Annotated in this window: 22 protein-coding genes; 6 read left to right on the top strand and 16 right to left on the bottom strand. The window is 72.3% G+C overall.

The features are described 5' to 3' along the window. Nucleotides 1–93 precede the first annotated feature (93 nt). The gene (locus tag HUT06_RS07205) at nucleotides 94–1,410 is read left to right on the top strand and encodes a KamA family radical SAM protein (protein WP_176194996.1); all 1,317 of its coding nucleotides are present in this window, start codon (nucleotides 94–96) and stop codon (nucleotides 1,408–1,410) included. Between the two features lie 88 nt (nucleotides 1,411–1,498). Here the strand turns inward: HUT06_RS07205 and HUT06_RS07210 are convergent, their stop codons facing one another. Then, a complete protein-coding gene (locus tag HUT06_RS07210) occupies nucleotides 1,499–2,695 on the bottom strand; it encodes an MFS transporter (protein WP_176194997.1) in 1,197 nt (398 codons plus the stop codon). Between the two features lie 58 nt (nucleotides 2,696–2,753). Between HUT06_RS07210 and HUT06_RS07215 the strand changes: the two genes are divergently transcribed. After that, entirely contained in the window at nucleotides 2,754–3,728 is a 975-nt protein-coding gene (locus tag HUT06_RS07215) for a helix-turn-helix transcriptional regulator (protein WP_176194998.1), read from the top strand. Between the two features lie 36 nt (nucleotides 3,729–3,764). On the opposite strand, the gene HUT06_RS07220 is transcribed toward HUT06_RS07215, so the two are convergent. The 7 genes from HUT06_RS07220 to HUT06_RS07250 form a co-directional block, all read right to left on the bottom strand. After that, a complete protein-coding gene (locus tag HUT06_RS07220) occupies nucleotides 3,765–4,283 on the bottom strand; it encodes a YbhB/YbcL family Raf kinase inhibitor-like protein (protein WP_176194999.1) in 519 nt (172 codons plus the stop codon). A 52-nt stretch (nucleotides 4,284–4,335) separates the two neighbouring features. Continuing rightward, nucleotides 4,336–5,211 carry a carbohydrate ABC transporter permease gene (locus tag HUT06_RS07225; protein WP_176195000.1) on the bottom strand — a complete coding sequence of 292 codons (876 nt, stop codon included), beginning with the start codon at nucleotides 5,209–5,211 and terminating at the stop codon, nucleotides 4,336–4,338. Then, nucleotides 5,208–6,143 (bottom strand): carbohydrate ABC transporter permease, encoded by a 936-nt coding sequence (locus HUT06_RS07230; protein WP_217711234.1) that lies wholly within the window; start codon nucleotides 6,141–6,143, stop codon nucleotides 5,208–5,210. Before HUT06_RS07230 ends, HUT06_RS07225 begins: the two co-directional genes overlap by 4 nt. Further along, nucleotides 6,140–7,213, bottom strand: a complete 1,074-nt coding sequence (locus tag HUT06_RS07235; protein WP_176195001.1) for an ABC transporter ATP-binding protein — start codon at nucleotides 7,211–7,213, stop codon at nucleotides 6,140–6,142. Before HUT06_RS07235 ends, HUT06_RS07230 begins: the two co-directional genes overlap by 4 nt. Nucleotides 7,214–7,260: 47 nt before the next feature. After that, nucleotides 7,261–8,691: an ABC transporter substrate-binding protein gene (locus tag HUT06_RS07240; RefSeq protein ID WP_176195002.1), complete on the bottom strand. Its 1,431-nt coding sequence runs from the start codon at nucleotides 8,689–8,691 to the stop codon at nucleotides 7,261–7,263. Between the two features lie 132 nt (nucleotides 8,692–8,823). Continuing rightward, on the bottom strand, nucleotides 8,824–9,609 hold the full coding sequence (locus tag HUT06_RS07245; RefSeq protein ID WP_176201199.1) for an ABC transporter ATP-binding protein: 786 nt from the start codon (nucleotides 9,607–9,609) through the stop codon (nucleotides 8,824–8,826). A gap of 13 nt (nucleotides 9,610–9,622) precedes the next feature. Further along, nucleotides 9,623–10,525: an ABC transporter permease gene (locus HUT06_RS07250; protein WP_254715026.1), complete on the bottom strand. Its 903-nt coding sequence runs from the start codon at nucleotides 10,523–10,525 to the stop codon at nucleotides 9,623–9,625. A 209-nt stretch (nucleotides 10,526–10,734) separates the two neighbouring features. On the opposite strand from HUT06_RS07250, the gene HUT06_RS07255 reads away from it, so the two are divergent. From HUT06_RS07255 to HUT06_RS07265, 3 genes are all read left to right on the top strand, one after another. Then, complete coding sequence (locus tag HUT06_RS07255; protein ID WP_254715027.1) at nucleotides 10,735–12,324, top strand: bifunctional phosphatase PAP2/diacylglycerol kinase family protein; 1,590 nt, start codon at nucleotides 10,735–10,737, stop codon at nucleotides 12,322–12,324. A gap of 155 nt (nucleotides 12,325–12,479) precedes the next feature. Then, nucleotides 12,480–13,361 carry a VanW family protein gene (locus tag HUT06_RS07260; RefSeq protein WP_176195005.1) on the top strand — a complete coding sequence of 294 codons (882 nt, stop codon included), beginning with the start codon at nucleotides 12,480–12,482 and terminating at the stop codon, nucleotides 13,359–13,361. 34 nt (nucleotides 13,362–13,395) lie between these two features. Continuing rightward, nucleotides 13,396–13,917, top strand: a complete 522-nt coding sequence (locus HUT06_RS07265) for a YceI family protein (RefSeq protein WP_176195006.1) — start codon at nucleotides 13,396–13,398, stop codon at nucleotides 13,915–13,917. Here HUT06_RS07265 and HUT06_RS07270 read toward each other — a convergent pair. From HUT06_RS07270 to HUT06_RS07295, 6 genes are read right to left on the bottom strand one after another with little or no spacing between them, the layout of a single operon-like run. Continuing rightward, nucleotides 13,901–14,683: a hypothetical protein gene (locus HUT06_RS07270; RefSeq protein ID WP_176195007.1), complete on the bottom strand. Its 783-nt coding sequence runs from the start codon at nucleotides 14,681–14,683 to the stop codon at nucleotides 13,901–13,903. The two genes, HUT06_RS07265 and HUT06_RS07270, sit on opposite strands and share 17 nt — an antisense overlap. Continuing rightward, nucleotides 14,680–15,795 carry a glycosyltransferase family 4 protein gene (locus HUT06_RS07275; protein ID WP_176195008.1) on the bottom strand — a complete coding sequence of 372 codons (1,116 nt, stop codon included), beginning with the start codon at nucleotides 15,793–15,795 and terminating at the stop codon, nucleotides 14,680–14,682. Before HUT06_RS07275 ends, HUT06_RS07270 begins: the two co-directional genes overlap by 4 nt. Further along, nucleotides 15,795–16,148: a hypothetical protein gene (locus HUT06_RS07280; RefSeq protein ID WP_176195009.1), complete on the bottom strand. Its 354-nt coding sequence runs from the start codon at nucleotides 16,146–16,148 to the stop codon at nucleotides 15,795–15,797. Before HUT06_RS07280 ends, HUT06_RS07275 begins: the two co-directional genes overlap by 1 nt. Next, nucleotides 16,145–16,873 carry a hypothetical protein gene (locus tag HUT06_RS07285; RefSeq protein WP_176195010.1) on the bottom strand — a complete coding sequence of 243 codons (729 nt, stop codon included), beginning with the start codon at nucleotides 16,871–16,873 and terminating at the stop codon, nucleotides 16,145–16,147. The genes HUT06_RS07280 and HUT06_RS07285 overlap by 4 nt, the downstream gene beginning before the upstream one ends. A 10-nt stretch (nucleotides 16,874–16,883) precedes the next feature. Beyond that, nucleotides 16,884–18,035 (bottom strand): glycosyltransferase family 4 protein, encoded by a 1,152-nt coding sequence (locus HUT06_RS07290; protein ID WP_176195011.1) that lies wholly within the window; start codon nucleotides 18,033–18,035, stop codon nucleotides 16,884–16,886. Further along, entirely contained in the window at nucleotides 18,032–18,985 is a 954-nt protein-coding gene (locus HUT06_RS07295) for an NAD(P)-dependent oxidoreductase (RefSeq protein WP_254715028.1), read from the bottom strand. Before HUT06_RS07295 ends, HUT06_RS07290 begins: the two co-directional genes overlap by 4 nt. A gap of 204 nt (nucleotides 18,986–19,189) precedes the next feature. Between HUT06_RS07295 and HUT06_RS07300 the strand changes: the two genes are divergently transcribed. After that, complete coding sequence (locus HUT06_RS07300; RefSeq protein ID WP_176195012.1) at nucleotides 19,190–19,564, top strand: hypothetical protein; 375 nt, start codon at nucleotides 19,190–19,192, stop codon at nucleotides 19,562–19,564. 67 nt (nucleotides 19,565–19,631) lie between these two features. On the opposite strand, the gene HUT06_RS07305 is transcribed toward HUT06_RS07300, so the two are convergent. After that, nucleotides 19,632–19,928, bottom strand: coding sequence for a MoaD/ThiS family protein (locus tag HUT06_RS07305; protein ID WP_176195013.1), 297 nt, complete (start codon nucleotides 19,926–19,928; stop codon nucleotides 19,632–19,634). After that, nucleotides 19,925–21,040: an exo-alpha-sialidase gene (locus HUT06_RS07310; RefSeq protein WP_176195014.1), complete on the bottom strand. Its 1,116-nt coding sequence runs from the start codon at nucleotides 21,038–21,040 to the stop codon at nucleotides 19,925–19,927. The genes HUT06_RS07305 and HUT06_RS07310 overlap by 4 nt, the downstream gene beginning before the upstream one ends. Nucleotides 21,041–21,211 lie beyond the last annotated feature (171 nt).

Below are 21,211 nucleotides of genomic sequence, written 5' to 3' on the forward strand. Positions count from 1 at the left end.
GGTTCAATGGGGGTGTCCCGCGCACTCCTGATCACACATCGTGAGGACGCGCCCGGGGCGCGCCACCCCGCTGACAGCAAGGAGTACCAACACGTGACACTGGTGAACGACGCGGCTCCCGCGGTGCGATCCACCGGTCGCAAGTTCCGCGCCTTCACGGCGAAGCACCTGGACGAACTCACTGCTCGCGCCGGGCTGTCGCCCGACGAGCAGCTCGCGACCAGGGCGGTGGCGACGGTCCTGCCCTTCCGGACCAACGCCTACGTCATCGAGGAGCTGATCGACTGGACGGCCGCGCCCGACGACCCGATGTACCGGCTCGTCTTCCCGCGCCCGGACATGCTCCCCGCCGAGGACGTCGCCCACCTGTCGGACCTGCTGCGCCGCGAGGCACCCAAGGCCGAGGTCGAGGCCGCCGCCCACCGGGTCAGGATGCGGCTGAACCCGCACCCGGCCGGCCAGATGGAGCTCAACATCCCGAGCTTCGGCGACGGCAAGATCCCCGGGATGCAGCACAAGTACGACGAGACCGTGCTGTACTTCCCCAAGCAGGGGCAGACCTGCCACGCGTACTGCACGTACTGCTTCCGCTGGGCCCAGTTCGTCGGCGAGGCCGACCTGAAGATGGCCGGCGACGAGCCCACCGCGCTGCGCGAGTACCTGATCGCCCACCCCGAGGTGACCAGCGTCCTGTTCACCGGCGGCGACGCCATGATCATGGGCGAGCCGGTGCTGCGCCGCTACGTCGAGCCGCTGCTCGACCTGGAGCAGCTGGAGTCCATCCGGATCGGCACCAAGTCGCTGGCCTACTGGCCGCAGAAGTTCGTCACCGACCCGGACGCCGACGACATGCTCCGGCTGTTCGAGCAGGTCGTGGAGTCGGGCAAGAACCTGGCGTTCATGGCGCACTTCACGCACCCGCGCGAGCTCGAGCCCCTCATGGTCGCCGAGGCCTGCCGCCGGATCCGGGACACCGGCGCGGTCATCCGCACCCAGGCCCCGCTGATCAGGACGATCAACGACGACGCCAAGACCTGGGAGGGCATGTGGCGAACGCAGACCCGCATGGGTCTGATCCCGTACTACATGTTCGTCGAGCGCGACACGGGACCGCAGGACTACTTCGCCGTCCCGCTCACCCGCGCCTACGACATCTTCCGGGACGCCTACAAGAACGTCTCCGGCCTCGCTCGGACCGTCCGGGGCCCGTCCATGTCCGCGACGCCGGGCAAGGTCTGCGTGGACGGCGTCCTCGACCTGAACGGCGAGAAGGTGTTCGCGCTGCACTTCATCCAGTGCCGCGACTCCGAACTGGTGGGCAAGCCCTTCTTCGCCAAGTACGACCCTGAGGCGGTCTGGCTGGACGATCTGAAGCCCGCCTTCGCCGACCGCTTCCCCTGGGAGAAGTAGGCACCGCGCAAAAGCCGGGGACGGCCACGGCCGGACTGAGTACGTGGCCGCCCCCGGCCCCCTCGTAGTCCCGGGGCTCAGCACGAGGTCAGCGCAGTGAACGGGCCAGGCAGAGGCAGGCGGCGAGGGTGGCGGCGCCGCACAGCGCCATGACATGGCCGGGCGCCAGGAACTCGCCGAGCGCGCCCGCCGCGCCGATCCCGGCGGCCTGGCCCGTCATCAGCCCGCTGCCGGACAGCCCCAGCGCCTGACCGCGGATCTCCTCGGGCACCGCGTCCACGAGGCGCTGCTGGACGGTCAGCTCGTAGCCCAGCCCGAACGTCCCGGCCGCCATCAGCGCGCACGCCGCAGGCAGGCCCGGTTCGAACGCGAACAGCAGGAGCGGCGCGCCCGTCAGCATCGCCAGCGGGAGCGTGAGGCGCTCGCGTGTCGCCGCCGGCATCCAGCGGCCCACCACGAAGTTGCCCGCGAACATGCCCACCGCCGCGGCGGAGAGCAGCAGCCCCGCCGCGTCCGGGCGCCCCGAACCGGCCGCGTAGGGCACCGCGACGCCCTCCGAGCCGACCGAGAGGGAGATCGGCAGCCACCCGGCGAGCAGCAGCCCGCGCGTGGGGCGGCGGCCCAGCAGCAGCCGGTTCGTCCGCCAGGTCTCGCCCGCCAGGCCGGACGACGACGACCGCGCCGTCGGCGGGACGTCCGGCAGCCGGGTGTGGGCGAGCAGCGCGGCCAGCGCCGCGCCGGCCGCCGCCAGCCACAGCGCCCCGGCCGGGGAGATCGCCGCCAGCAGCAGCCCGCCCGCCGCCTGCCCGGCGATCTGCGCGCCCGCGCTGGTCATCGTGAACAGCGACCGGCCCAGCACGTAGCCGTCCCCGGGCAGCAGGGCGGGCAGCCGGGCCTGCACGGCGGCGCCGCCCACCGGCGCGAACAGCCCCACCGCGACCAGCAGCGCCAGGACCGCCGGCAGCGGCAGGATCCCCAGCGCGAGGAGCGCGGTGACGGCGAAACGCAGCACGTGGTAGCCGGCCAGCAGCCGCCTGGCCGGGAGCCGGTCGGCGAGCGACAGCAGCAGCGCGCCGCCGATCACGTACGGCAGCATTCCGGCGGCGAACACGAGCGCCGCGGCGACGGGCGACCCCGTCAGCGCGTAGGTCTGCACGGACAGTGCGATCGTCCGGACGGAGTCCCCGCCCACCTGCAGCGTCTGCAGGGAGAACAGCGTCCGGAACTCGGCGACGCCGAAGACGTCGCGGTACCGCGCGGCGGCGGTGGAAGGGATGGCGGTCATACGGCGACTGTGCGGAACCGGTCCCGCTCCGGGACAATGTTTCGGGGAGGAGCGAAACATGTACCGCATCGAGGTGGGACCGGGGGATCTCGCGGCCAGCCGCTTCGGGATCGCGCCCCTGATCGAGGTGTACGCCGCGCTCGGCCTGGTCGCCGACCGCAGGCCCGTCGGGCCGCTCGGTCCGTGGGTGGAGCGGGCGCGGCCCGCCTACCGGGAGATCGCCGGCGACCCCGCCGTCCGGGCGCTGGCCTTCCTGCGGCGCCGGCACGGGTACATGGCGGACTTCATCGTCCCGCCGCCCGCCCGGCCCAACCTCACCGTCGCCGAGCAGCTGGCGACCGTCCGGGCGACGCCGCTCGACCAGGCGCGGCGGGAGATCGCCCGCAACCTGGCGGGGCTGCCGGAGCCGGACGCCGCGACCCGGGACATCCTGGACGCGCCCGACATGGTCGAGCGGCTCGCCGCCGGCATGGAGACCGCGTGGCACGCCCTGCTGGAGCCGGACTGGGCGGTGCTGCGCTCGATCCTGGAACGCGACATCGTCCACCGCGCCGGGCGGCTCGCCGCCTACGGCTGGGCGGCGGCGCTGGACGGCCTGTCCCGCCAGGTGCGCTGGCGGGACGGCGTCATCGAGGCGGACATCAAGGGCGACTTCACCTACCGACTGGGCGGTGCCGGGCTGACCCTCGTGCCCGTGGTCTTCTCCGAGCTGGGCATCGCCCTCGAACAGGACTGGCCGTACACGCTGATGTACCGGGCGCGGGGAGTGGCCGCCCTCTGGGAGAGCCGGACGCCGCACGGCGAGGACGCCCTCGACCGGCTCGTCGGCCGCACCCGCGCCGAGCTGCTGCGCCTGCTCGCCGAGCCCGCCACGACGACCTGGCTCAGCGCCCGGCTTCGGATGAGCCTCGGCGGGATCGGCGGCCACCTCGCGGTGCTGCGCGAGTCAGGGCTGGTCACGCGGGAGCGGAGCGGCCGGTCCGTCCTCTACCGGCGCACGGCCGTCGGGGACGTCCTGGTGGGCGCCGGCTGAGGCCGCCCCGGCCGGGGCGGCCTCCCCGAAAGGGCGTCAGGACTCGTAGACGGGGACGATCGCGGCGCGGGCCAGCGTGTGCGCGGTGATGTTGAACCCGACGACGGCGGGGGAGGCGTCGGAGTCCAGGCCCAGCGACTCCACGTCCAGCGCGTGCACGGTGAACACGTAGCGGTGCGGGCCGCCTGGCGGCGGCGCGGCGCCGCCGTACGCCTTCGTGCCGAAGTCGCTGCGGGCCTGCACACCGATCTCGGCGTCCGCGGTGCCCGCGCCCGTCGGCAGTTCGGTCACGTCGGCCGGGATGTCGAACAGGCTCCAGTGCCAGAAGCCGCTGCCGGTCGGCGCGTCCGGGTCGTAGCAGGTCACCGCGAAGCTCTTCGTCTCCGCCGGGAACCCCGACCAGCGCAGGTGCGGGGACTTGTTGCCGCCGCTGAACCCCCAGTCGTCGAAGACGTGCGCGTCCGCGAGCCGCTCGCCCTCGGCGACGTCGTCGCTCTCGACGGTGAAGGACGGGACCTCGGGCAGGTGCTCGTGCGGAAGCGGCGGCTTGGCCATGGCGACCTCCTACATCAGGATCTGCGTGTCCCTCCATCTCTATCAGTGGGCGTCATGTCTTGACCGCGCCCATCGTGAACCCGGTGACGAAACGGTCCAGGAACAGGTTGAACAGGAACGCGATCGGCACCGCCGTGATCACCGTGGACGCCTGCAGCGACTGCCAGAAGAACACGTCCCCCCGCACCAGCTGGGTCGGCACGCCGGTGCTGACCACCATCTCCGGGCTCGCCGACACGAACGCCAGCGCGTACACGAACTCGCTGGAGGTGAGCGTGAAGCTGAACACGACCACCGCGACGATCCCCGGGAACACCAGCGGCAGGACGACCCGCAGGAACGCGCCGAGACGGCTGTGGCCGTCCACCATGGCCTGCTCCTCGACGTCCTTCGGCACGGCCTTGAGGAACCCGATCAGCAGCCACACCGACACCGGGACCGTGATCGTCGGATACACCACGATCATCGACCAGAGCGTGTCCTCCAGGTGCAGCGCCACCACGACCCGGGTCAGCGACAGGAACAGCAGCGACGGCGGCACCAGGTACACCATGAAGATCGCGATGCCCATCGGCGTGCCCCAAGGCCGGTCCAGCCGCGCCAGCGAGTACGCCGCCGGCAGCGCCAGCACCAGCGTGACCGCCACCACCGCCGCGCCCACGATCAGCGTGTTCACCACGAACGTCAGGAACGGCGTGTCGGCGAACAGGAACGTCACATGGTCGGGCGTCGCCGGCTTGTTGAAGAAGAACGGGTTGCTCTCCGGGTTGTAGAGGTCCTGGTTCTGCTTGAACGCGCTGATCACGCTCCACAGGAACGGCAGCGCGCACACCAGCGCCGCCAGCACCGCCGCCCCGTACACCCCGCACCGCGCCGCCGCATGCCGCCGCGCGTACTTGCGCCGCAGCGCCGCCACGTCCGTGCTCATTGGGCCTCCAACCGGCGGACCGCGCGGAGGATGGCGACCGCCCCGGCGAGGAGGAGGGGGAACAGGAACAGCGCGATCGCCGCCCCCTGGCCGACGTCGCCGCCCTCGATGCCGCGGAAGTACGCCCAGGAGGCCAGGACGTCCGTCGAGTGCGTCGGGCCGCCCCGGGTCAGCACGTACGGGACGGTCATGTCGGTGAACGTCATGATCGCGCCGAACAGGCCCGCGACCGCGATCACCGGGAGCGTCAGCGGGATCGTCACCTCGAACATCCGCCGCCAGAACCCGGCGCCGTCGATCCGCGCGGCCTCGTCGATGTCGCGCGGGATGGCCACCAGCCCGGCCATCACGATCACGGCGGCCAGCGGGGTCAGCCGCCACGTCTGCACCGCGATCACCGACGCCATCGCCGTGCCCGGCCGCCCGAGCCACACGATGTTCGCGTCGATCAGCCCCAGATGGCGGAGCACCCAGTCGACCGGGGAGTAGATCGAGTCGAGGAACCACAGCCACGAGATCGTCGACAGCGCGACCGGCGTCGTCCACGGCAGCAGCACCAGGAACCGCACGACCCACTTGCCGCGGAAGTCGGCCACCAGGATGTTCGCGAGGATCTTCCCGAACAGGACGATCAGCGCCATGCTCACCAGCGTGAACACCAGCGTGTTGCGCAGCGCCCGCCAGAACACGCCGTCCGCGAAGACCGCGTCGAAGTTGCGGAACCCGACGAGGTCGAACGACGGGTCGCCGGTCGTCACGTCCGAGAACGCGAACGCGATCGCCAGCAGGAACGGGACGCCGACCAGCGCGGCGATGTAGACGACCGAGGGCAGCAGCATCACCCAGGCGAGGAAGCCCTCCCGGTCGGCGAGGCCGGCCTTCGCCCGTGGGGCCCCGGCCTCGGCGGCCGGGGCCGCCTCCGCCCGCGTCACCGCGCGTCCCCGAGCGGGACGGCGGCCCGCCGGGCGCCCGACGCGGCGTCGAAGAACCGGAGCCGATCCACCGGCACCGCGAACTCGCGGGTCTCCCCGGCCTCCAGCGGTGTCCCCACGGTCGCGGGGAGCCGGGCGATCACGCGGGTCTCCGCGCCGATGCCCGTGACCGTCCCGTACACGTGCCGGTCGCCGGACAGGTACTCCATCCGCTCCACCTGGAGCGGCATCGCCACCCGCTCCGGCGACACGACGTTCTCGGCGGGCAGCAGATGCTCGGGACGGAACCCCACCAGCACGTCGTCGCGCTCGACTAGGTTCATTGGCGGCGACCCGATGAACGTCGCCACGAACGTGTCGGACGGGTCGTCGTACACCTCCTGCGGCGTCCCGACCTGCCGGACGCGGCCGTGCTCCAGCACCGCGATGCGGTCGCCCAGGCCCATCGCCTCCGCCTGGTCATGGGTGACGTAGATGGTGGTGGTGCCGACGCGCTGCTGGAAGCGCTTCAGCTCGTCCCGCGCCGTCGCGCGCATCTTCGCGTCGAGGTTGGAGAGCGGCTCGTCCAGCAGGAAGACCGCCGGGTCGCGGACGAGCGCGCGCGCCAGCGCCACCCGCTGCCGCTCACCGCCCGACAGTTGGCGCGGCTTGCGCCGTAGCAGCGGCTCGATCTCCAGCAGGCCCGCCGCCCACTGGGCCTTCTTCTCGCGCTCCTCCTTGGGCATGCCCTCAGCGCGCAGCGGAAAGACGATGTTGTCCCGCACCGTCTTGTGCGGATACAGCGCATACGACTGGAACACCATCGCGATCTGCCGGACCCTGGGCGGAAGCCCGTTCACGACGTTCCCGCCGATCAGCACTTCGCCTTCCGTGGGCTGTTCCAGGCCCGCGATGGTGCGCAGCAGCGTCGTCTTCCCGCAGCCGGACGGCCCCAGCAGCACCAGGTACTCGCCGGGCTCCGCCGCGAGATCGACCCCGTCCAGCGCCCGCACATGCTCCGCCCGCCCCCGCCGGGCCCGCACGTGCCCATCGAAGGTCTTCACCAGCCCCTTGACCTCGACCGTGTTCATTGCCTCGCCTCCGCTCGGCGGCGAGCGGGCGCTCGCGTCCGCACGGCTCAGCCGCCCACGAGGCCGCGGCCGCGCCAGTTCTGGAAGATGGCGTTGACGCGTTGCTCGGCCTCCGCGACGGCCTGGCGCGGGGACGTCTGGCCGCGGGCGGCGCGGCCGAACATCGTCGGCAGCACGTTGGTGTTGAAGATCTCGCCGATCGCCGGGTTGGACGGCCCCGGGTAGCCGATGTTCGCGCTCCACGACGTCGCCGTCTTCAGCAGGCTCAGCTTGTTCGCCGGCTTGGCGCCCCACGGGTCGTCGTCGAGCCAGCCGTTCAGCTGCGGGACGATCGACGGCCAGCCCGGCAGGTCGTACAGCTCCGAGTAGTACGACACCGACGGGAAGTTCGCCGTGTAGTGCAGCAGGAACTCCTTCGCCGCGTCCGCGTTGCCCGCGTACTTCGGCACGATCCACTGCTGGATCACGTGCTGCGCCGCCATCGCCGCCTTCGGGCCGCGCAGGGCGGGCACGAAGAAGATGTCGTCGCCGATCGTGCGGTTCGTCCCCATCGCGGTGCGCCAGGCGGAGATGGAGTTCACGATGTAGGACGACTTGCCGGCGATGAGCGCCTGGTTGTTGGACGCCGGCGTCCACGAGAAGACCTCGCTGGTCTCGGCCTCCTTGAACAGCCGCGCCATGTACTCCACGGCCGCGACCGTCGCGTCCGAGTTCAGCACGACCCGCTCGTTCTGGTCCTGGACGGAGCCGCCGTACGACCACAGCAGCGCCCGCGCCGCCATGTTCGAGTCGGTCTCCGGGGACAGCCCGATGCCGCACGGCACCCCGGTCTGCTTCTTGATCTCGGCGGCGCCGCGCAGCAGGTCGTCCCAGCTGGACGGGCCGTTCGGCATGCCGGCCTTCTGCCACATCGACTTGCGGTAGTCGCCGGGGTCGGGCGACCAGCCGGGGCAGTAGGCGTAGAACTTCTTGGTGTTGGGGTTGAAGCTCGACTTGCGGCACAGCTCCAGCTGCTGCCCCCAGCGTCGCGTCGCCTCCTGCACGACGTCGGTCATGTCGAGGACGGACGGCTCGTACTGCGAGAACGGCGCGATGTGCTGGATGAGGTCGTGGCCGCGCCCCGCCTGGATCTCGGAGGCGGCCCGGCGCGGGACGTCCACGGTGTTGATGTGGTCGACCCGGACGTCCACCCCGACCTTCTCGCCCCAGTCGGAGACGAACGCGTCGAACCATTTGTCGTGCCGGGGCACGAAGTGGCTCCACATCAGGATGCTGAGGGAGCCGCTCAGCTTCTTGGCGGGGGCGGTGAACACCTCCTTCGGGGCGTTCCCGGTGTTCTTCGCCTGCGGGCCGGACGACTCGCTGGCGCATCCCGCCAGCGCGCCGTAGGCGCCCGCAGCGAGCGCCGTGGAGGACAGGAAGCCGCGTCTGCTGATCCCGCGTCCGCTGATCCCGGGGGTGTCGAACCGTTCGGCCATGGGGAGTCTCCCTCGCCGCTGGAGGTCTCCCCTCGACGGTAGATCGGCGAGGGGACTTCATCCAGAGACGATCCGGTAACTCCACGTCACGGTGGCCCCACCGGCCACGGCGGCCCCGGGCGTGCGCCCGCGTTACTTGCCGGTGGCCTCGACGTAGGCGGCGATGACCTCTTCGGGCTCGCCGTCCATGTGCATGCGGCCCTCGTCGATCCAGATGACCCGGTCGCACATGTCCTTGACCGTGTCGAGCTGGTGCGCGACGAGGAAGACCGCGCCGGCCTCCTTGCGCAGCTCGTCGATGCGGCGCTTGCTCTTCGTCCGGAACTTGGCGTCGCCGGTGGCGAGGGCCTCGTCGATCAGCAGCACGTCGTGGGTCTTGGCCGCCGCGATCGCGAACCGGAGCCGGGCCCCCATACCGGACGAGTACGTCCGCATCGGGTACTGGATGAACCCCTCCTTGAGCCCGGCGAACTCGACGATGTCCTTGTAGCGGGCCCTGGCCTCGGTCGGGGACATGCCCATCGCGAGGCAGCCGAGCACGATGTTGCGCTCGCCGGTGAGGTCCTTCATCAGGGCGGCGTTCACGCCGAGCAGGGACGGCTGGCCGTCGGTGTAGACGCCGCCGCGGTGCGGGGGCAGCAGCCCGGCGATGGCCTTCAGCAGCGTCGACTTGCCGGAGCCGTTGGTGCCGATGATCCCGACGGCCTCGCCGCGGTAGGCCACGAACGACAGGCCCTTGATCGCGTGGACCTCGGTCATCGAGGGACGCTTCTGCCGGCGCAGGACGCGGGAGAACGCCGACGCGGCGTTGCCCTTCCCGCCCGCGCCGTACACGCGGTAGACGATGTGCAGATCGTCGACGACGACGATCGGCTCCCGCGACGGGTCGATCGCGACCTGGTTTCCGGTCGGGTTCATGCGCACCTTCGTGTCAGCCACGGCCGTATCGCTCCTCAGCGCGGTGGAAGAACGTGAATCCGCCGACCAGCATCACCACTGCCCAGATGACGGCGTACAACCACAGCTGTCCCGTCTCCTGCATGTGGAGGTCGTTCTTGACGTGGTCGCGGTACTCGCCGAGCAGCACGTGGCGGCTCAGCTCGACGAACACGTACGCCGGGTTGGCCTTGAGGATCTCCGCGAGGACGGGGTACTCGGCGAGCTTGGAGCCGGGCTTCATCAGCGACGGGAGGCTGAAGATGACGCCGGACATGTAGAGCCAGGTCCGCATGACGAACGGCAGGAGCTGGGTGATGTCGCGGTTGAACGCGCCCAGCCGCGCCATCACCATGCTGATGCCGACGTTGAACATGAGCTGCAGCGCCACCACGGGGATGAACAGCGCCATGTTGAAGCTGAGCGGCTCGCCGAACGCGAAGATGATCGCGAAGAGCACGATGAGCGAGAGCAGGAGCTGCTGGAGCTCGACGACCGCGATCGCCAGCGGCAGCGTGGCGCGGGGGAAGTGCAGCGCCCGGATCAGCGAGAGGTTGTCGCCGACGGACTTCGCCCCGGACGTGACGGAGCGCTGCGTGAACCCGAACAGGAAGACACCGGTCACCAGGAACGGGATGAAGTCGGGCACGCCGCGGCTGGTGCTGAGCAGCAGCCCGAAGATCAGGTAGTACACCGCCGCGTTGAGGAGCGGTGTCAGCAGCTGCCACACCTGGCCGAGCCGCGAGTCGGAGTACATCGAGATGTTCTTGGCCGACGCGAACGCCCAGATGAAATGGCGCCGAGCCCACACATCCTGGATGTACTTGCGCAGCGGGGGGCGCGCAGCGCTCTGCCTCAGCCCGTATCGTGCGGCGTAGTCGGCCAGGGACCCGTTCACGTGATGAGGCTCCGCGATCGTTCCGACCGACTCGCCACCCGGGGATGAGAGCCGTTCCGGGTGACTCATGTCGCGAAGCCTATTGCAGTCGGTGAGTCCAGAGTGACGTTCGCCCGCATGTGACCCCCGATTTGAGATCTTTACGGAATCATGTCGGCGTCCCTGGGGATACCCCCGAGATGCGGGTCAACCACTCACGGAGCATTGTCGTGCCATCACGGTCCGCCATTCGGCGTCGTCATGAGCCCGCTCATGCCCCTTCCCCCCGATCCGTCCTGCTGCGCCGGCTCGGCCGCGCCGACCGGTGGGCGTTCGACCGGGTGGCGGCGGCGCGGCTGCGCGGGCTGGAGTACGTCCTGCCGCGGCTGTCGCGGTTCGCCGACCACGGTGTGCTCTGGTTCACCACGGCCGGGGTGATGGGGCTCACGGGGCGGCCCCGGCTGCGGCGCGCGGCGCTGCGCGGCGCGATCGCGATCGCGGTGGCGAGCCCGGCCGTGAACATCCTGGGCAAGCAGGCGTTCCGCCGCAAGCGGCCCGTCGTCGACCTGGTGCCGCCGATCCGGATCCGCTGGAAGCTGCCGACCTCGCACGCGTTCCCGTCCGGCCATTCGGCGTCCGCCGCCGCGTTCGCGACGGGTGTCGCCCTGGAGGCGCCGCGCCGGCTGGCGGTGCCGGTCGCCGCGACGGCCGCCGCGGTGGCGTTCTCCCGCGTCTATACCGGCGCGCACTATCCGGGGGACGTCCTGGCCGGTGTCGGGATCGGCGCGCTGGCGGGGGCGGGGACCCGCCTGGTGTGGCCCGCCCGGCCCCCGGTGGCCGGGGTGGCGCCGGCGGCGGAGCCGGCGAAGGTGGCGGCGGACGGGCGCGGGCTCGTCGTGGTCGCCAACACCGGCGCCGGGCCCGGCGCCGGCGGCGAGGCGGCCGGGATCTCCCTGCCGGGACGCCCCGAGGCGACGCTGGGGCTGCTCCGGCACGAACTTCCGGCGGCGGAGATCGTCCAGCTGGACCCGGACGCCGACATCGACAAGGCGTTCGGCGAGGCGGCCGAGCGGGCCGACGTGCTCGGCGTCGTCGGCGGCGACGGCACCGTGAACGCGGCGGCGGGGGCCGCGCTGAAGCACGGCGTGCCGCTGCTCGTCGTGCCGGGCGGGACGTTCGACCACTTCGCCCGCGCGCTCGGCGTCGAGTCGGCGGCGGAGGCGATCGGCGCGTACCGGGACGGGCGGCTCGGCCGGGTGGACGTGGCGTACGCCGCCCCGGCGGGCGGCGCGGGCCGGGACGAGGAGCGGCTGTTCCTCAACACCGCGAGCTTCGGCGCCTACACCGAGCTGGTCGACCGGCGCGAGCGGCTGGAGCGGCGGATCGGCAAGTGGCCGGCGCTCGCGATCGCGGCCGTCCGCACGCTGCGGCACTCCGAGCCCGTCGAACTGCTGGTGGACGGACGCCGGCTGCGGGTGTGGCTGGCCTTCGCCGGCAACTGCGTGTTCGGCTCGCGCGGCGCGGCCCCGACCTGGCGCGGGCGGCTGGACGACGGCCTGCTCGACGTCCGGATGATCGTCACCGGGCGGCGGGTGCCGCGGGTCCGCGCGGTCGCGGCGGTGCTGGCCGGGCCCCTGCACGTCATGCCCGGGTACCGGGAGTGGCGGACGAGCGGCCTGGAGGTCGTCTCCCCGGACGGCGGGCTGCGGCTCGCGCGCGACGGCGAGGTCTCGTCGCTGCCGGCGGCGGTCCGGTTCGGCAAGCACGCGGGCGCGCTCGCGGTGTTCTGCCCCACGGCACCCGCGGCGGCGCCCGGATAGCCGTCCCCGGTCCCCTGGACGGGCGGCGCGTCAAGGCGCGTCCCCGTGTTGGCCGTGTGCCGGTCTTGATCGGGTAAAGGCGTGGGGGTCGCCCGTACGGCGGCGGCAGGGTCCGGTGCAGGATCCCGCTAGGGGATCATCGGGGGGTGTGAGCCGTGGGACGGACCCGGCGGGACCGGTACCTGCGACGTCAGGGGCGCCAGCGGCAGCTGCGGCAGTGCGTCCGGCAGTGGTGGCCGATCGTGGCGGGGGCACTGGCGACGACCGGCCTCCTGCTCGGCGCCTACCTGGAGGTCCCGCGCCAGAAGGGCACGGCGGCGACGCTGGCCGCACCTGGGCGTCCGGGCCCGAAGCGGCCGGGCGCGGCGCCGCGCGACCCGGCTGAGCGGCTGATGAGCACCTACACGACCCGGTTCACGCCGGGGGAGCCGCGCGTCCGGAACATTGAGCTGGCGTCGCAGATCCTGGACGGGCACATCGTCGAGCCCGGCGGGACGTTCTCCTTCAACGGCGCTGTAGGGCCGCGTACGAAGAGCCGCGGTTACGTGCCCGCGCCCGCCATTGTCGGGCCGCGGCTGGTGAACGATGTGGGCGGCGGCATCTGCCAGGTGTCCACGACGCTTTTCAACGCCGTGTTCAGGGCGGGCCTGGACATTCGCAAGTCGCGCGCGCACACCATGTGGATGCCGGAGTACCCGGAAGGGCGGGAGGCAGCGGTCTCCTACCCCCAGCTCGACTTCACCTGGAAGAACGACACCGGCCGTCCTGTGCGGATACAGGTGGCCTACACGGGGTCGTCGCTGACGGTGAACCTGTGGGGCGAACGCAAGTACGAGGTGCGGTCGAAGACGTCCGAGCGGTACGCGTTCACCCCGTACGGGACGGGCGTGGGGCACGGCCGCAAGTGCGTGCCCATGACGGGCCGGAAGGGCTTCAAGATCGACGTGTGGCGGACGCTGTACGCCGAGGGACGCAAGGTGCGCCGGGAGAGGTTCCACACCGAGTACCGGCCGCAGCCGAAGGTGAAGTGCCGGTGAGAGCGCTGAGACGGCGCATGGCAGGGTGGTGAGCATGCAGGGAGACTTCGAGCTGGGACCCGGCGACGGGCGGCTGCTGCTCCGCACGGGCCGCAGCGGGCTGGGCCGGCGGGCGGGGCACGATCTGACGATCGCGGCCGCCCGGTGGTCGGCGGCGGTGCGGGCCGGGGAGCCGCTGTCCGCGTCGTCGGTCGAGGTGACCGTCGAGGTGGACGGGCTGGAGGTCGTCGACGGCACCGGGGGCGCGCTGCCGCTGGCCGACAAGGACCGTACCGACATCCGCAGGAACCTGCGCGAGGTCCTCGACAGCGGGCGGTACCCGAAGATCACGTTCGTCTCGACGGCGGTCGGGGAGGACGCCGTCGAGGGCGATCTGACGATCATGGGCCGGACGAAGCCGGTGCGGGTCGCCGCCTCCCTGGAGGGCGGCCGGGTGCGGGGTTCCGCCACGGTCACGCAGAGCCGCTGGGGCATCAAGCCGTACTCGGCGTTCTTCGGCGCGCTGCGGCTCGCCGACGACGTCGAGGTGGAGTTCGACATCACGCTCCCCGAGTAGAAGTCTCCCGTCGGGCGCGTGCGGCGCGTGCGTACTGGTCGTCCAGGCTGCGTGGGAACGGCAGGATCCGGTGCCGTTCGCGCCAGGGCGCGTACTGGCGGACGGCGTTGAACCCGGCCGCGGTGATGATGCGTTCGACGTTCGGGCCTGGCGCGTAGGCGGGATATATGTCCAGGTAGGCGATGCCTGGGGGCAGACCGTGCGGCCGCTGGGGCGACACCAGCGTCATCGGCGGGCGGGCTCCTTCGGCGGACGCCATGTCCCGCGCATAGGCGACGAGTTCAAGGGTCTCTGGGGCGGGCCCACTGTGGACGATGAGCCAGCCGTCCACATCGACCGGTTCCGATGGCGGATCGGTGAGGACCAGCGGGGAAACCTCGTCCGATACCTCGCGCAGATAGGCGTCGTGCGCGGGGGCCAGCGGCTCCAGCACGAACGTGCGGTCGAAACGCGGCGGGTCGGCGGGCAGCAGCGGACGGTACGCGTCCCAGCGCAGCAGCCGGGCCAGGTGCGTGACCCTCGTCCCGGACGGGAAGCGGGACAGTTCGCCCTTCAGCCCTGCGGGGAACGCGTCCACGACTACCTCGTCCGGTGCGAGCCCTGCCGCGCTCTCCACGACCCGCCAGCCGCCCGTGACGCGCGCGTCGCCGCCGAACCGGGACCCGGTCACCACCGTCACCGGGCCGTCCATGCGCAGGGTGTGCAGCGCCGCTCGGAGCCGCGTCAGATGGCCGAGCCCGTCCCCGGCCGCGTAGCAGACGATCACCGGGCCGCGTCGAGGACGGCCAGGTACCCGGCGGTCTCGGCGGCCGGGGTGAAGTCGCGGCGGATCCGCTCCGCGCCCGCCGCGCCGAGCTTCGCCAACTGGTCGGCGCCCGCCCGCGCGGCCCGGTCGACGGCCGCCCGGCAGGCGTGCGCGTCCCCGGCGGGGAAGGTGAACCCGATCTCGTCGTCCACGAGGTCGGCGAGGCCGCCGCCGTCCGAGGCGAGCAGCGGCACGCCGAGCGCCGCCGCCTCCAGCGCCACGTTCGGCATCCCGTCGTAGAACGAGGGGAGCGCGACGAGGTCGCAGCCCGCGTAGACGGCCGGCAGGTCGTAGCGCTCCATGAACGGCAGGAACGAGTGCGGGACGTCGTGCCCGGCGAGCCACTCCCGCACCGACTCCTCGACCTCGCCGACGAGCACCAGGTGGAACGCGCCGGCGTGCCCCGACGCGGCCAGCGCGTCCAGCAGGAACCCGACGCCCTTCTTGACCTTGAGCTGCCCGATGAGGCCGATCGTCCGGCGGCCCGGCTCGACGTTCGCGTCCCGCCAGGCGAGGCCCTCGGCCCGCTCGGACGGCAGGATCCGCCACTGCGCCGTGTCGACGCCGTTCGCGACGAACTCGACGGGAGCGTCCGGGGCGAGGGCCGCCACCAGCGGCGCGTGCGACCGGGCCACGACACAGACCCGGGACGAGGCGCGCAGCGCGTCCGCCAGCACGCCGCGCCGCCGCATCGAGAACACGCCCACGTCGATGTCGTTGCCGCGCAGCAGCGTGACCAGCGGGGCGTCCAGCAGCGAGGACAGGACGGGCGCGGCGAGCATCGCGTACACGCCGCCGAACGCCACCACGTGGCCGTAGCCGGTGAGGCCCTCGGCGGTGATCGTCGTCCACAGCCGGCGCAGCGCGTGCTCGGAGTCGTCGCCGAGCGGGGCCGTCAGCAGCCGCCCGCCGTGCTCCCGCTTCACGCCCCACGGCCGGGCGCGCCGCGTCAGGTGCGCGACGTCCACCTCGACTCCGGCGCCGCGCAGGCCGCGCACGATCCGGTCGCACGACTGCGCCATGCCGCCCTGGCTCGGCGGGTAGTGCTCGGTGAGCCACAGGACGCGGTGCATCAGCTGTCCACGAAGCCGGTGTCGTCGTCCGGACCCCAGTCGCCGCCGTAGGAGTAGTCGTCGCCCGGGTTGAACGCGCCCCGGTCGTACTCGTCGAACGAGGAGTACCAGTACGTGTCCTGGTAGGTCCGCGAGCTGCGCTGGTAGTAGTCGCGGCGGCGGTTGCCCACCCACGTCGGGTCGTGCGGGTCCTGCGTGCGGTACCCGCGCGCGGCCGCGCACTCGGGGCACGCCCCGCCCGGTGCCGCGTGCGCCGCGCAGACGGGCCGCGCGCAGTGCGGGCAGGACCCCGCGGCCGCCTGGCCGCAGCGTCCGAGGACGAAGAAACCGGTGGTCACGGTGCAGCGGGTCACTTGGCCCTCCTCTTGGCCGTGCCGGGCGGGGTCCACCGGAACGGCTCCGTCGACACGTCCAGGATGCGGTCGAGCATGGCCTTGCCCTCCTGCACGCCGCGCAGCTTCCCGTCCACCCGGACCACCATGCGCTTGCCCGGCTTGACCTGCACCTTGAGCCAGCGCGGCGGCGGTGACGAGGGCTGCCGGACCACCGCGTCCTTGGCCAGCCGCCGGGTGACCCGCACGAGCTGCGTGGTCTTCGTCTTGGTCTTGATCTTGACCTTGCCGCGCGGGTTGCGCTTCTTGCGCCGCCGGTAGCGGACCCGGTCGGTGATGACGAGTTCCAGGACGCTGCCGTCGCGCAGTTCCGCCCGCATCCGCAGCCACGGGTCGATCGCGTACCACTGCTTCATCGAGATGACCGGCCGCTGGACGGGCACGTCGTGCTGCGGGCCGCACTTCTCGGGGACGTTCGAACCGCGCAGATCCGCCGCGACCGACAGCACCCCGTCCGGTGGCATGTCGGCCGCCAGCACCCGCAGCAGCGGGACGAGGACGGCCGGAACCCGCCCGGACAGCTGCCATTTGCGCCGTTTCACCACAGTGTGGTGCCCCGCGAGGCTCTGGATCACCGGCTCCCAGTCGTCGCGCCGCAGCGAGACGGAGAACCCCTTCTCCAGGGTGAGCGCCTTGTGCAGCGGATGGAACCGCTCGATGGCGGCCTTCTGCTTACGCCAGAACATGTCGGACCACCTATCGGTCTAGCGTGCGGTAGACCTCGGCCAGCCGGGCGCGGGACCGCGCCCAGGTCAGGCCCTCCTCGATGTGCTCGCGACCCCGCCGCCCCATCGCGGCCGCCTCGTGCGGGTACTCCAGCAGGACGCGGATCGCCCGCGCCAGCTCGGCGGGACGGTCGGCCGGGACGAGCCGCCCGTGCTCCCCGTCCGCCATCAGCTCGCGGACCGCCGGCAGGTCCGACGCGACGACCGGGACGCCCGCCGCCATCGACTCGATGACCTTCAGCGGCGCGCAGCCCTGGTCGAGGTTGCGGGCGCAGCCGGTCAGCGGCGCCACCGACGCCTCGGCGTGCGCCAGCCAGGCGGCGACCTCGTGGTGCGGCAGCGTGAACCGCCAGTCGATCCGGTCGGCGACGCCGAGCCGCTCGGCCAGCCGCCGCACCGGCTTCGCCCGCCGCTCCGGGACGGACGCGCAGACCACCAGCCGCAGCCCGTCGAGGTCGGCGAGCCGGGCGAAGACGCGCATCAGCACGTCCAGCCCCTGCCACGGCTGCATCGCGCCGACATAGATGACATAACGCTCAGGCGCATCGGCGGGCCGTTCGGTTGCACCGGGCACGTCCGCGCCGTTCGGTACGAGATGCACCTTGTGCTCTGGAACGCCCCGCTCCCGGACGGCGTCGCCGATCACCCGCGACGGCACCACGACCGCGTCGCTGCGCTCCAGGCAGAACCGCTCCAGCTCGCGGATCTTGCCGAGCGTGCTGGGCGCCGCCCACGGCCACGTGTGGCCCATCTCGATGGACGGCAGGCCGTTGACCTCGTAGACGACCTTGTGGCGGCGGCCGTCCGCGACCGCCGGCAGCGCGCTCCAGGGGTCGCGCACATGGCAGACCTCAAGCGTCTCCCAGTGCGGTGCCAGATGGTCGGCGACCCAGCCGGAGAACGCCTCGGCCCGGTCGATCAGGTTCGGGATCCGCGCGTCGAACCGCGCGATCTCCCGCGTCCCCTCCCGCTGGTAGCGGGGCAGGTCACCGCCGCCGATCACGCCGAGGAGCCCGCCGCCGTACCGGTCGAACAGTTCGTCGGCCATCTGCGCGATGTGCACCGCCGACCCCTTGCTGGACGGGAACCGGTCGAACGCGACATAGGCCGCTCTGTGCCTCATCCGACGCGCACCTCCGCCAGCGCCCGGTGCCAGGCGATCTGGTCGTCGAGCCCCTCCCGGAGACCGATCGCGGGCTCCCAGCCGAGCAGCTCCCGGGCGCGGGCGGTGTCGGCCCACGTCCGGTGGGCGTCACCGGCCACGGGCGTCTCCCGCTGGATCTCCGCCCGGACGCCCAGGGCGTCGACGAGCAGCGCGATCGCGTCCCGCACGGCCACATGCTCGGGATGGCCGACGTTGACGGCGATGCCGGACGGCAGCTCCTCGGCCGCCGCCGCGAGCGTCGCCGCCACCACGTCCCGCACATGGGTGAAGCTGCGCGACCTGCGTCCGTCCCCGAACACCGGCAGCGGACGCCCGTCCAGCGCCGCCTCCACGAACCGGTGGAAGGCCATGTCGGGGCGCTGCCGGGGCCCGTACACCGAGAAGTACCTGAGCACGACGACGCGGAGCCCGGCGTCCGCCGCGAGGCCCGCGAGCCGCTCCACCTCGACCTTGCTGACCGCGTAGGGGCTCTCCGGCCGGAGCCGGTCGTCCTCCCGGTTCGGCCGCCGCCCCGCCGACCCGTACACCGACGAACTCGACGCGATGACCACCTTCGGCCTGCGCCCCGCCGCCGTGCACGCCGCGAGCAGCCGCCGCGTCGCCGTCACGTTGTCCCGCTCGGCGACGGCCTTCCCCGGCCCCCACGAATCCCGTACGCCGGGCCGTCCCGCCAGATGCAGGACGACGTCCGCCCTGGCGACGGCGTCCAGTTCGTCCACCGCGAGATCGACCTCGGCGGTGACGACGCCGGGCCGCGCCGCGATCTCCGCCCACGTCCGCCGCGCGGACTCCGGGGCCGGCGACCGCGCGGGCGCGTCGACGGCGAGCACCTCGTGCCCGGCCCCCGAGCACGCGTCGACGACATGGCTCCCGATGAACCCCGCAGCACCCGTCACGACCACCCGCACCCGGGCACCTTATCCGCAGGACCCCGAACCCGGACAGGGCTCCCGTCCCAGCTCAACCGGGACTATCGGCGGATTCTCGTCGGCGGATTCCCATCGGTGGATGAAGTGAACATAGCCGCCCACTGTCGTTACTTAGGGTTAGTTTTCAGTTACAGACGGGCAGGACTGCCATGCCTGTCAACACACTCTTGAAAGGGAGAGTTCGTGAAACTACGCCATAGTTTCGCAACCCTGCTGCTCGCGGGCAGCGTCGCCGCCGGCCTCGCCGACGCGCCCGCCGCGCAGGCGTCGGCCCCGCCGGCCGCCGAGGGGGCGAGCACGCCGGCGGCCGCCGCGTACCAGTACGCGACGGGGAAGGTGACCAGCCGCCACAAGCTCGCGATCCGGTCGAGGCCGACCACGCACTCGAAGCGGGTCGGCTGGCTGAAGCCCGGCCAGCGGTTCTTCGTCAAGTGCTGGACGCGCGGGCAGAAGGTCCGCCACACCCGCGTCTGGTACCGCATGGGCTACAGCAGCCCCAAGGACTACGTCTCGGGCGCCTACGTCAAGATCGTGAAGGGCAAGGTCCGGCACTGCTGACCGAGCCGGTACCGGGGGCAGGGGCGGCCTGCCGCCCCTGGCCCCGCACCCGCCGACCCCCGGCCCCTCACCCGCCGGCCATGGCGCCGACGACCAGGAACGGCTCGGCCCCTGCCGCGACACGCGCGGGCAGGACGGTCTCCGGCGGGTCGTGGGAGAGGTCCTCCTCGCAGGCGTAGAAGCGGACGAACGCGCGGCGGCGGCCGGTGGAGCGGTCCCGGATCGTGCCGCGCAGCACCGGGTACCGCGCCTCCAGGGCGTCCAGCACCGACCACAGCGTGACGGGTTCGGGCACGTCCACCGCCACCTCGCCCTCCACCTGCGCCAGGACGCGCAGGTGCGCGGGCAGCACGACGCGGATCATGGCAGCGTCTGGACTTCCACCGACAGCACCGCCGGCAGGTCGCGGACGATCGGCGCCCAGGTGTCCCCGGCGTCGGCGGACGCGTACACCTGCCCGCCCGTCGTGCCGAAGTAGACGCCGCACGAGTCGAGCGAGTCGACGGCCATCGCGTCCCGCAGCACGTTGACGTAGCAGTGCTGCTGCGGCAGGCCCTCGGTCAGCGGCTCCCACTCGTTCCCGCCGGCGCGGCTGCGGTACACGCGCAGCCGCCCCTCCGGCGGGTAGTGCTCGGAGTCGCTCTTGATCGGGACGACGTACACCGTGTCCGGTTCGTGGGCGTGCACCGCGATCGGGAAGCCGAAGTCGCTCGGCAGGTCGCCGCTGATCTCGTGCCACGTCTCGCCCGCGTCGTCGCTGCGCATGACGTCCCAGTGCTTCTGCATGAACAGCACCTCGGGCCGCGACGGGTGCAGCGCGATGCGGTGCACGCAGTGGCCGACCTCGGCGTCCGGGTCGGGGATGCCCTCCGACCGCAGCCCGCGGTTGACCGCCCGCCACGTCTTGCCGGCGTCGTCCGTCCGGAACACGCCCGCCGCCGAGATCGCCGCGTACATCCGGGCCGCGTCCGCGGGGTCCCGCACGATGGTGTGCAGGCACATCCCGCCCGCGCCCGGCTGCCAGGACGGCCCCGACCCGTGCTCGCGCAGCCCCGGCAGCTCCTGCCAGGACGCGCCGCCGTCGACCGTGCGGAACAGCGCGGCGTCCTCGACCCCGGCGTGCACGGTGTCGGGATCGCTGGGCGACGCCTCCAGATGCCACACCCGTTTGAACTCCCACGGCTTGGGCGTCCCGTCGTACCACTGGTGCGTGCCGGGCACGCCGTCGTAGGCGAACTCGTTCCCCATCGGCCGCCAGGACGCGCCGCCGTCGTCCGACCGCTGGATCATCTGCCCGAACCAGCCCGTGGACTGCGACGCGTACAGCCGCGCCGGATCGGCGGGCGACCCCGCCACGTGGTAGATCTCCCACCCGCCGAAGTGCGGCCCGCTGACCGCCCAGTCCTTGCGCGCGCCGTCCGCCGTGAGGATGAACGCGCCCTTGCGCGTCCCGACGAGAACCCGAACACCGGTCATGCTGCCCTCCCAGAGTCGTCCGGCATGGACTTCACCGGTGATGCCGACTCCCGCCGCCCGGAAAACTCATCGGTGCTCTCGGCGCGGGACACCGCGATCAGATCGCGAGCGCCCGTCAGCGGCCGAGCCCGAGTGAGGAGACGAGGTCGCGGATCTCGTCCTGGTAGACGG

Source organism: Actinomadura sp. NAK00032 (genome assembly GCF_013364275.1).
Lineage (GTDB): Bacteria > Actinomycetota > Actinomycetes > Streptosporangiales > Streptosporangiaceae > Spirillospora.

Bases quoted from the DNA above. Each gene is read 5' to 3' on its own strand.
- HUT06_RS07210 (WP_176194997.1), bottom strand. From the start codon at position 2,695: ATGACCGCCATCCCTTCCACCGCCGCCGCGCGGTACCGCGACGTCTTC.
- HUT06_RS07215 (WP_176194998.1), top strand. From the start codon at position 2,754: ATGTACCGCATCGAGGTGGGACCGGGGGATCTCGCGGCCAGCCGCTTC.
- HUT06_RS07220 (WP_176194999.1), bottom strand. From the start codon at position 4,283: ATGGCCAAGCCGCCGCTTCCGCACGAGCACCTGCCCGAGGTCCCGTCC.
- HUT06_RS07225 (WP_176195000.1), bottom strand. From the start codon at position 5,211: ATGAGCACGGACGTGGCGGCGCTGCGGCGCAAGTACGCGCGGCGGCAT.
- HUT06_RS07235 (WP_176195001.1), bottom strand. From the start codon at position 7,213: ATGAACACGGTCGAGGTCAAGGGGCTGGTGAAGACCTTCGATGGGCAC.
- HUT06_RS07240 (WP_176195002.1), bottom strand. From the start codon at position 8,691: ATGGCCGAACGGTTCGACACCCCCGGGATCAGCGGACGCGGGATCAGC.
- HUT06_RS07245 (WP_176201199.1), bottom strand. From the start codon at position 9,609: ATGAACCCGACCGGAAACCAGGTCGCGATCGACCCGTCGCGGGAGCCG.
- HUT06_RS07265 (WP_176195006.1), top strand. From the start codon at position 13,396: ATGCAGGGAGACTTCGAGCTGGGACCCGGCGACGGGCGGCTGCTGCTC.
- HUT06_RS07275 (WP_176195008.1), bottom strand. From the start codon at position 15,795: ATGCACCGCGTCCTGTGGCTCACCGAGCACTACCCGCCGAGCCAGGGC.
- HUT06_RS07285 (WP_176195010.1), bottom strand. From the start codon at position 16,873: ATGTTCTGGCGTAAGCAGAAGGCCGCCATCGAGCGGTTCCATCCGCTG.
- HUT06_RS07290 (WP_176195011.1), bottom strand. From the start codon at position 18,035: ATGAGGCACAGAGCGGCCTATGTCGCGTTCGACCGGTTCCCGTCCAGC.
- HUT06_RS07305 (WP_176195013.1), bottom strand. From the start codon at position 19,928: ATGATCCGCGTCGTGCTGCCCGCGCACCTGCGCGTCCTGGCGCAGGTG.
- HUT06_RS07310 (WP_176195014.1), bottom strand. From the start codon at position 21,040: ATGACCGGTGTTCGGGTTCTCGTCGGGACGCGCAAGGGCGCGTTCATC.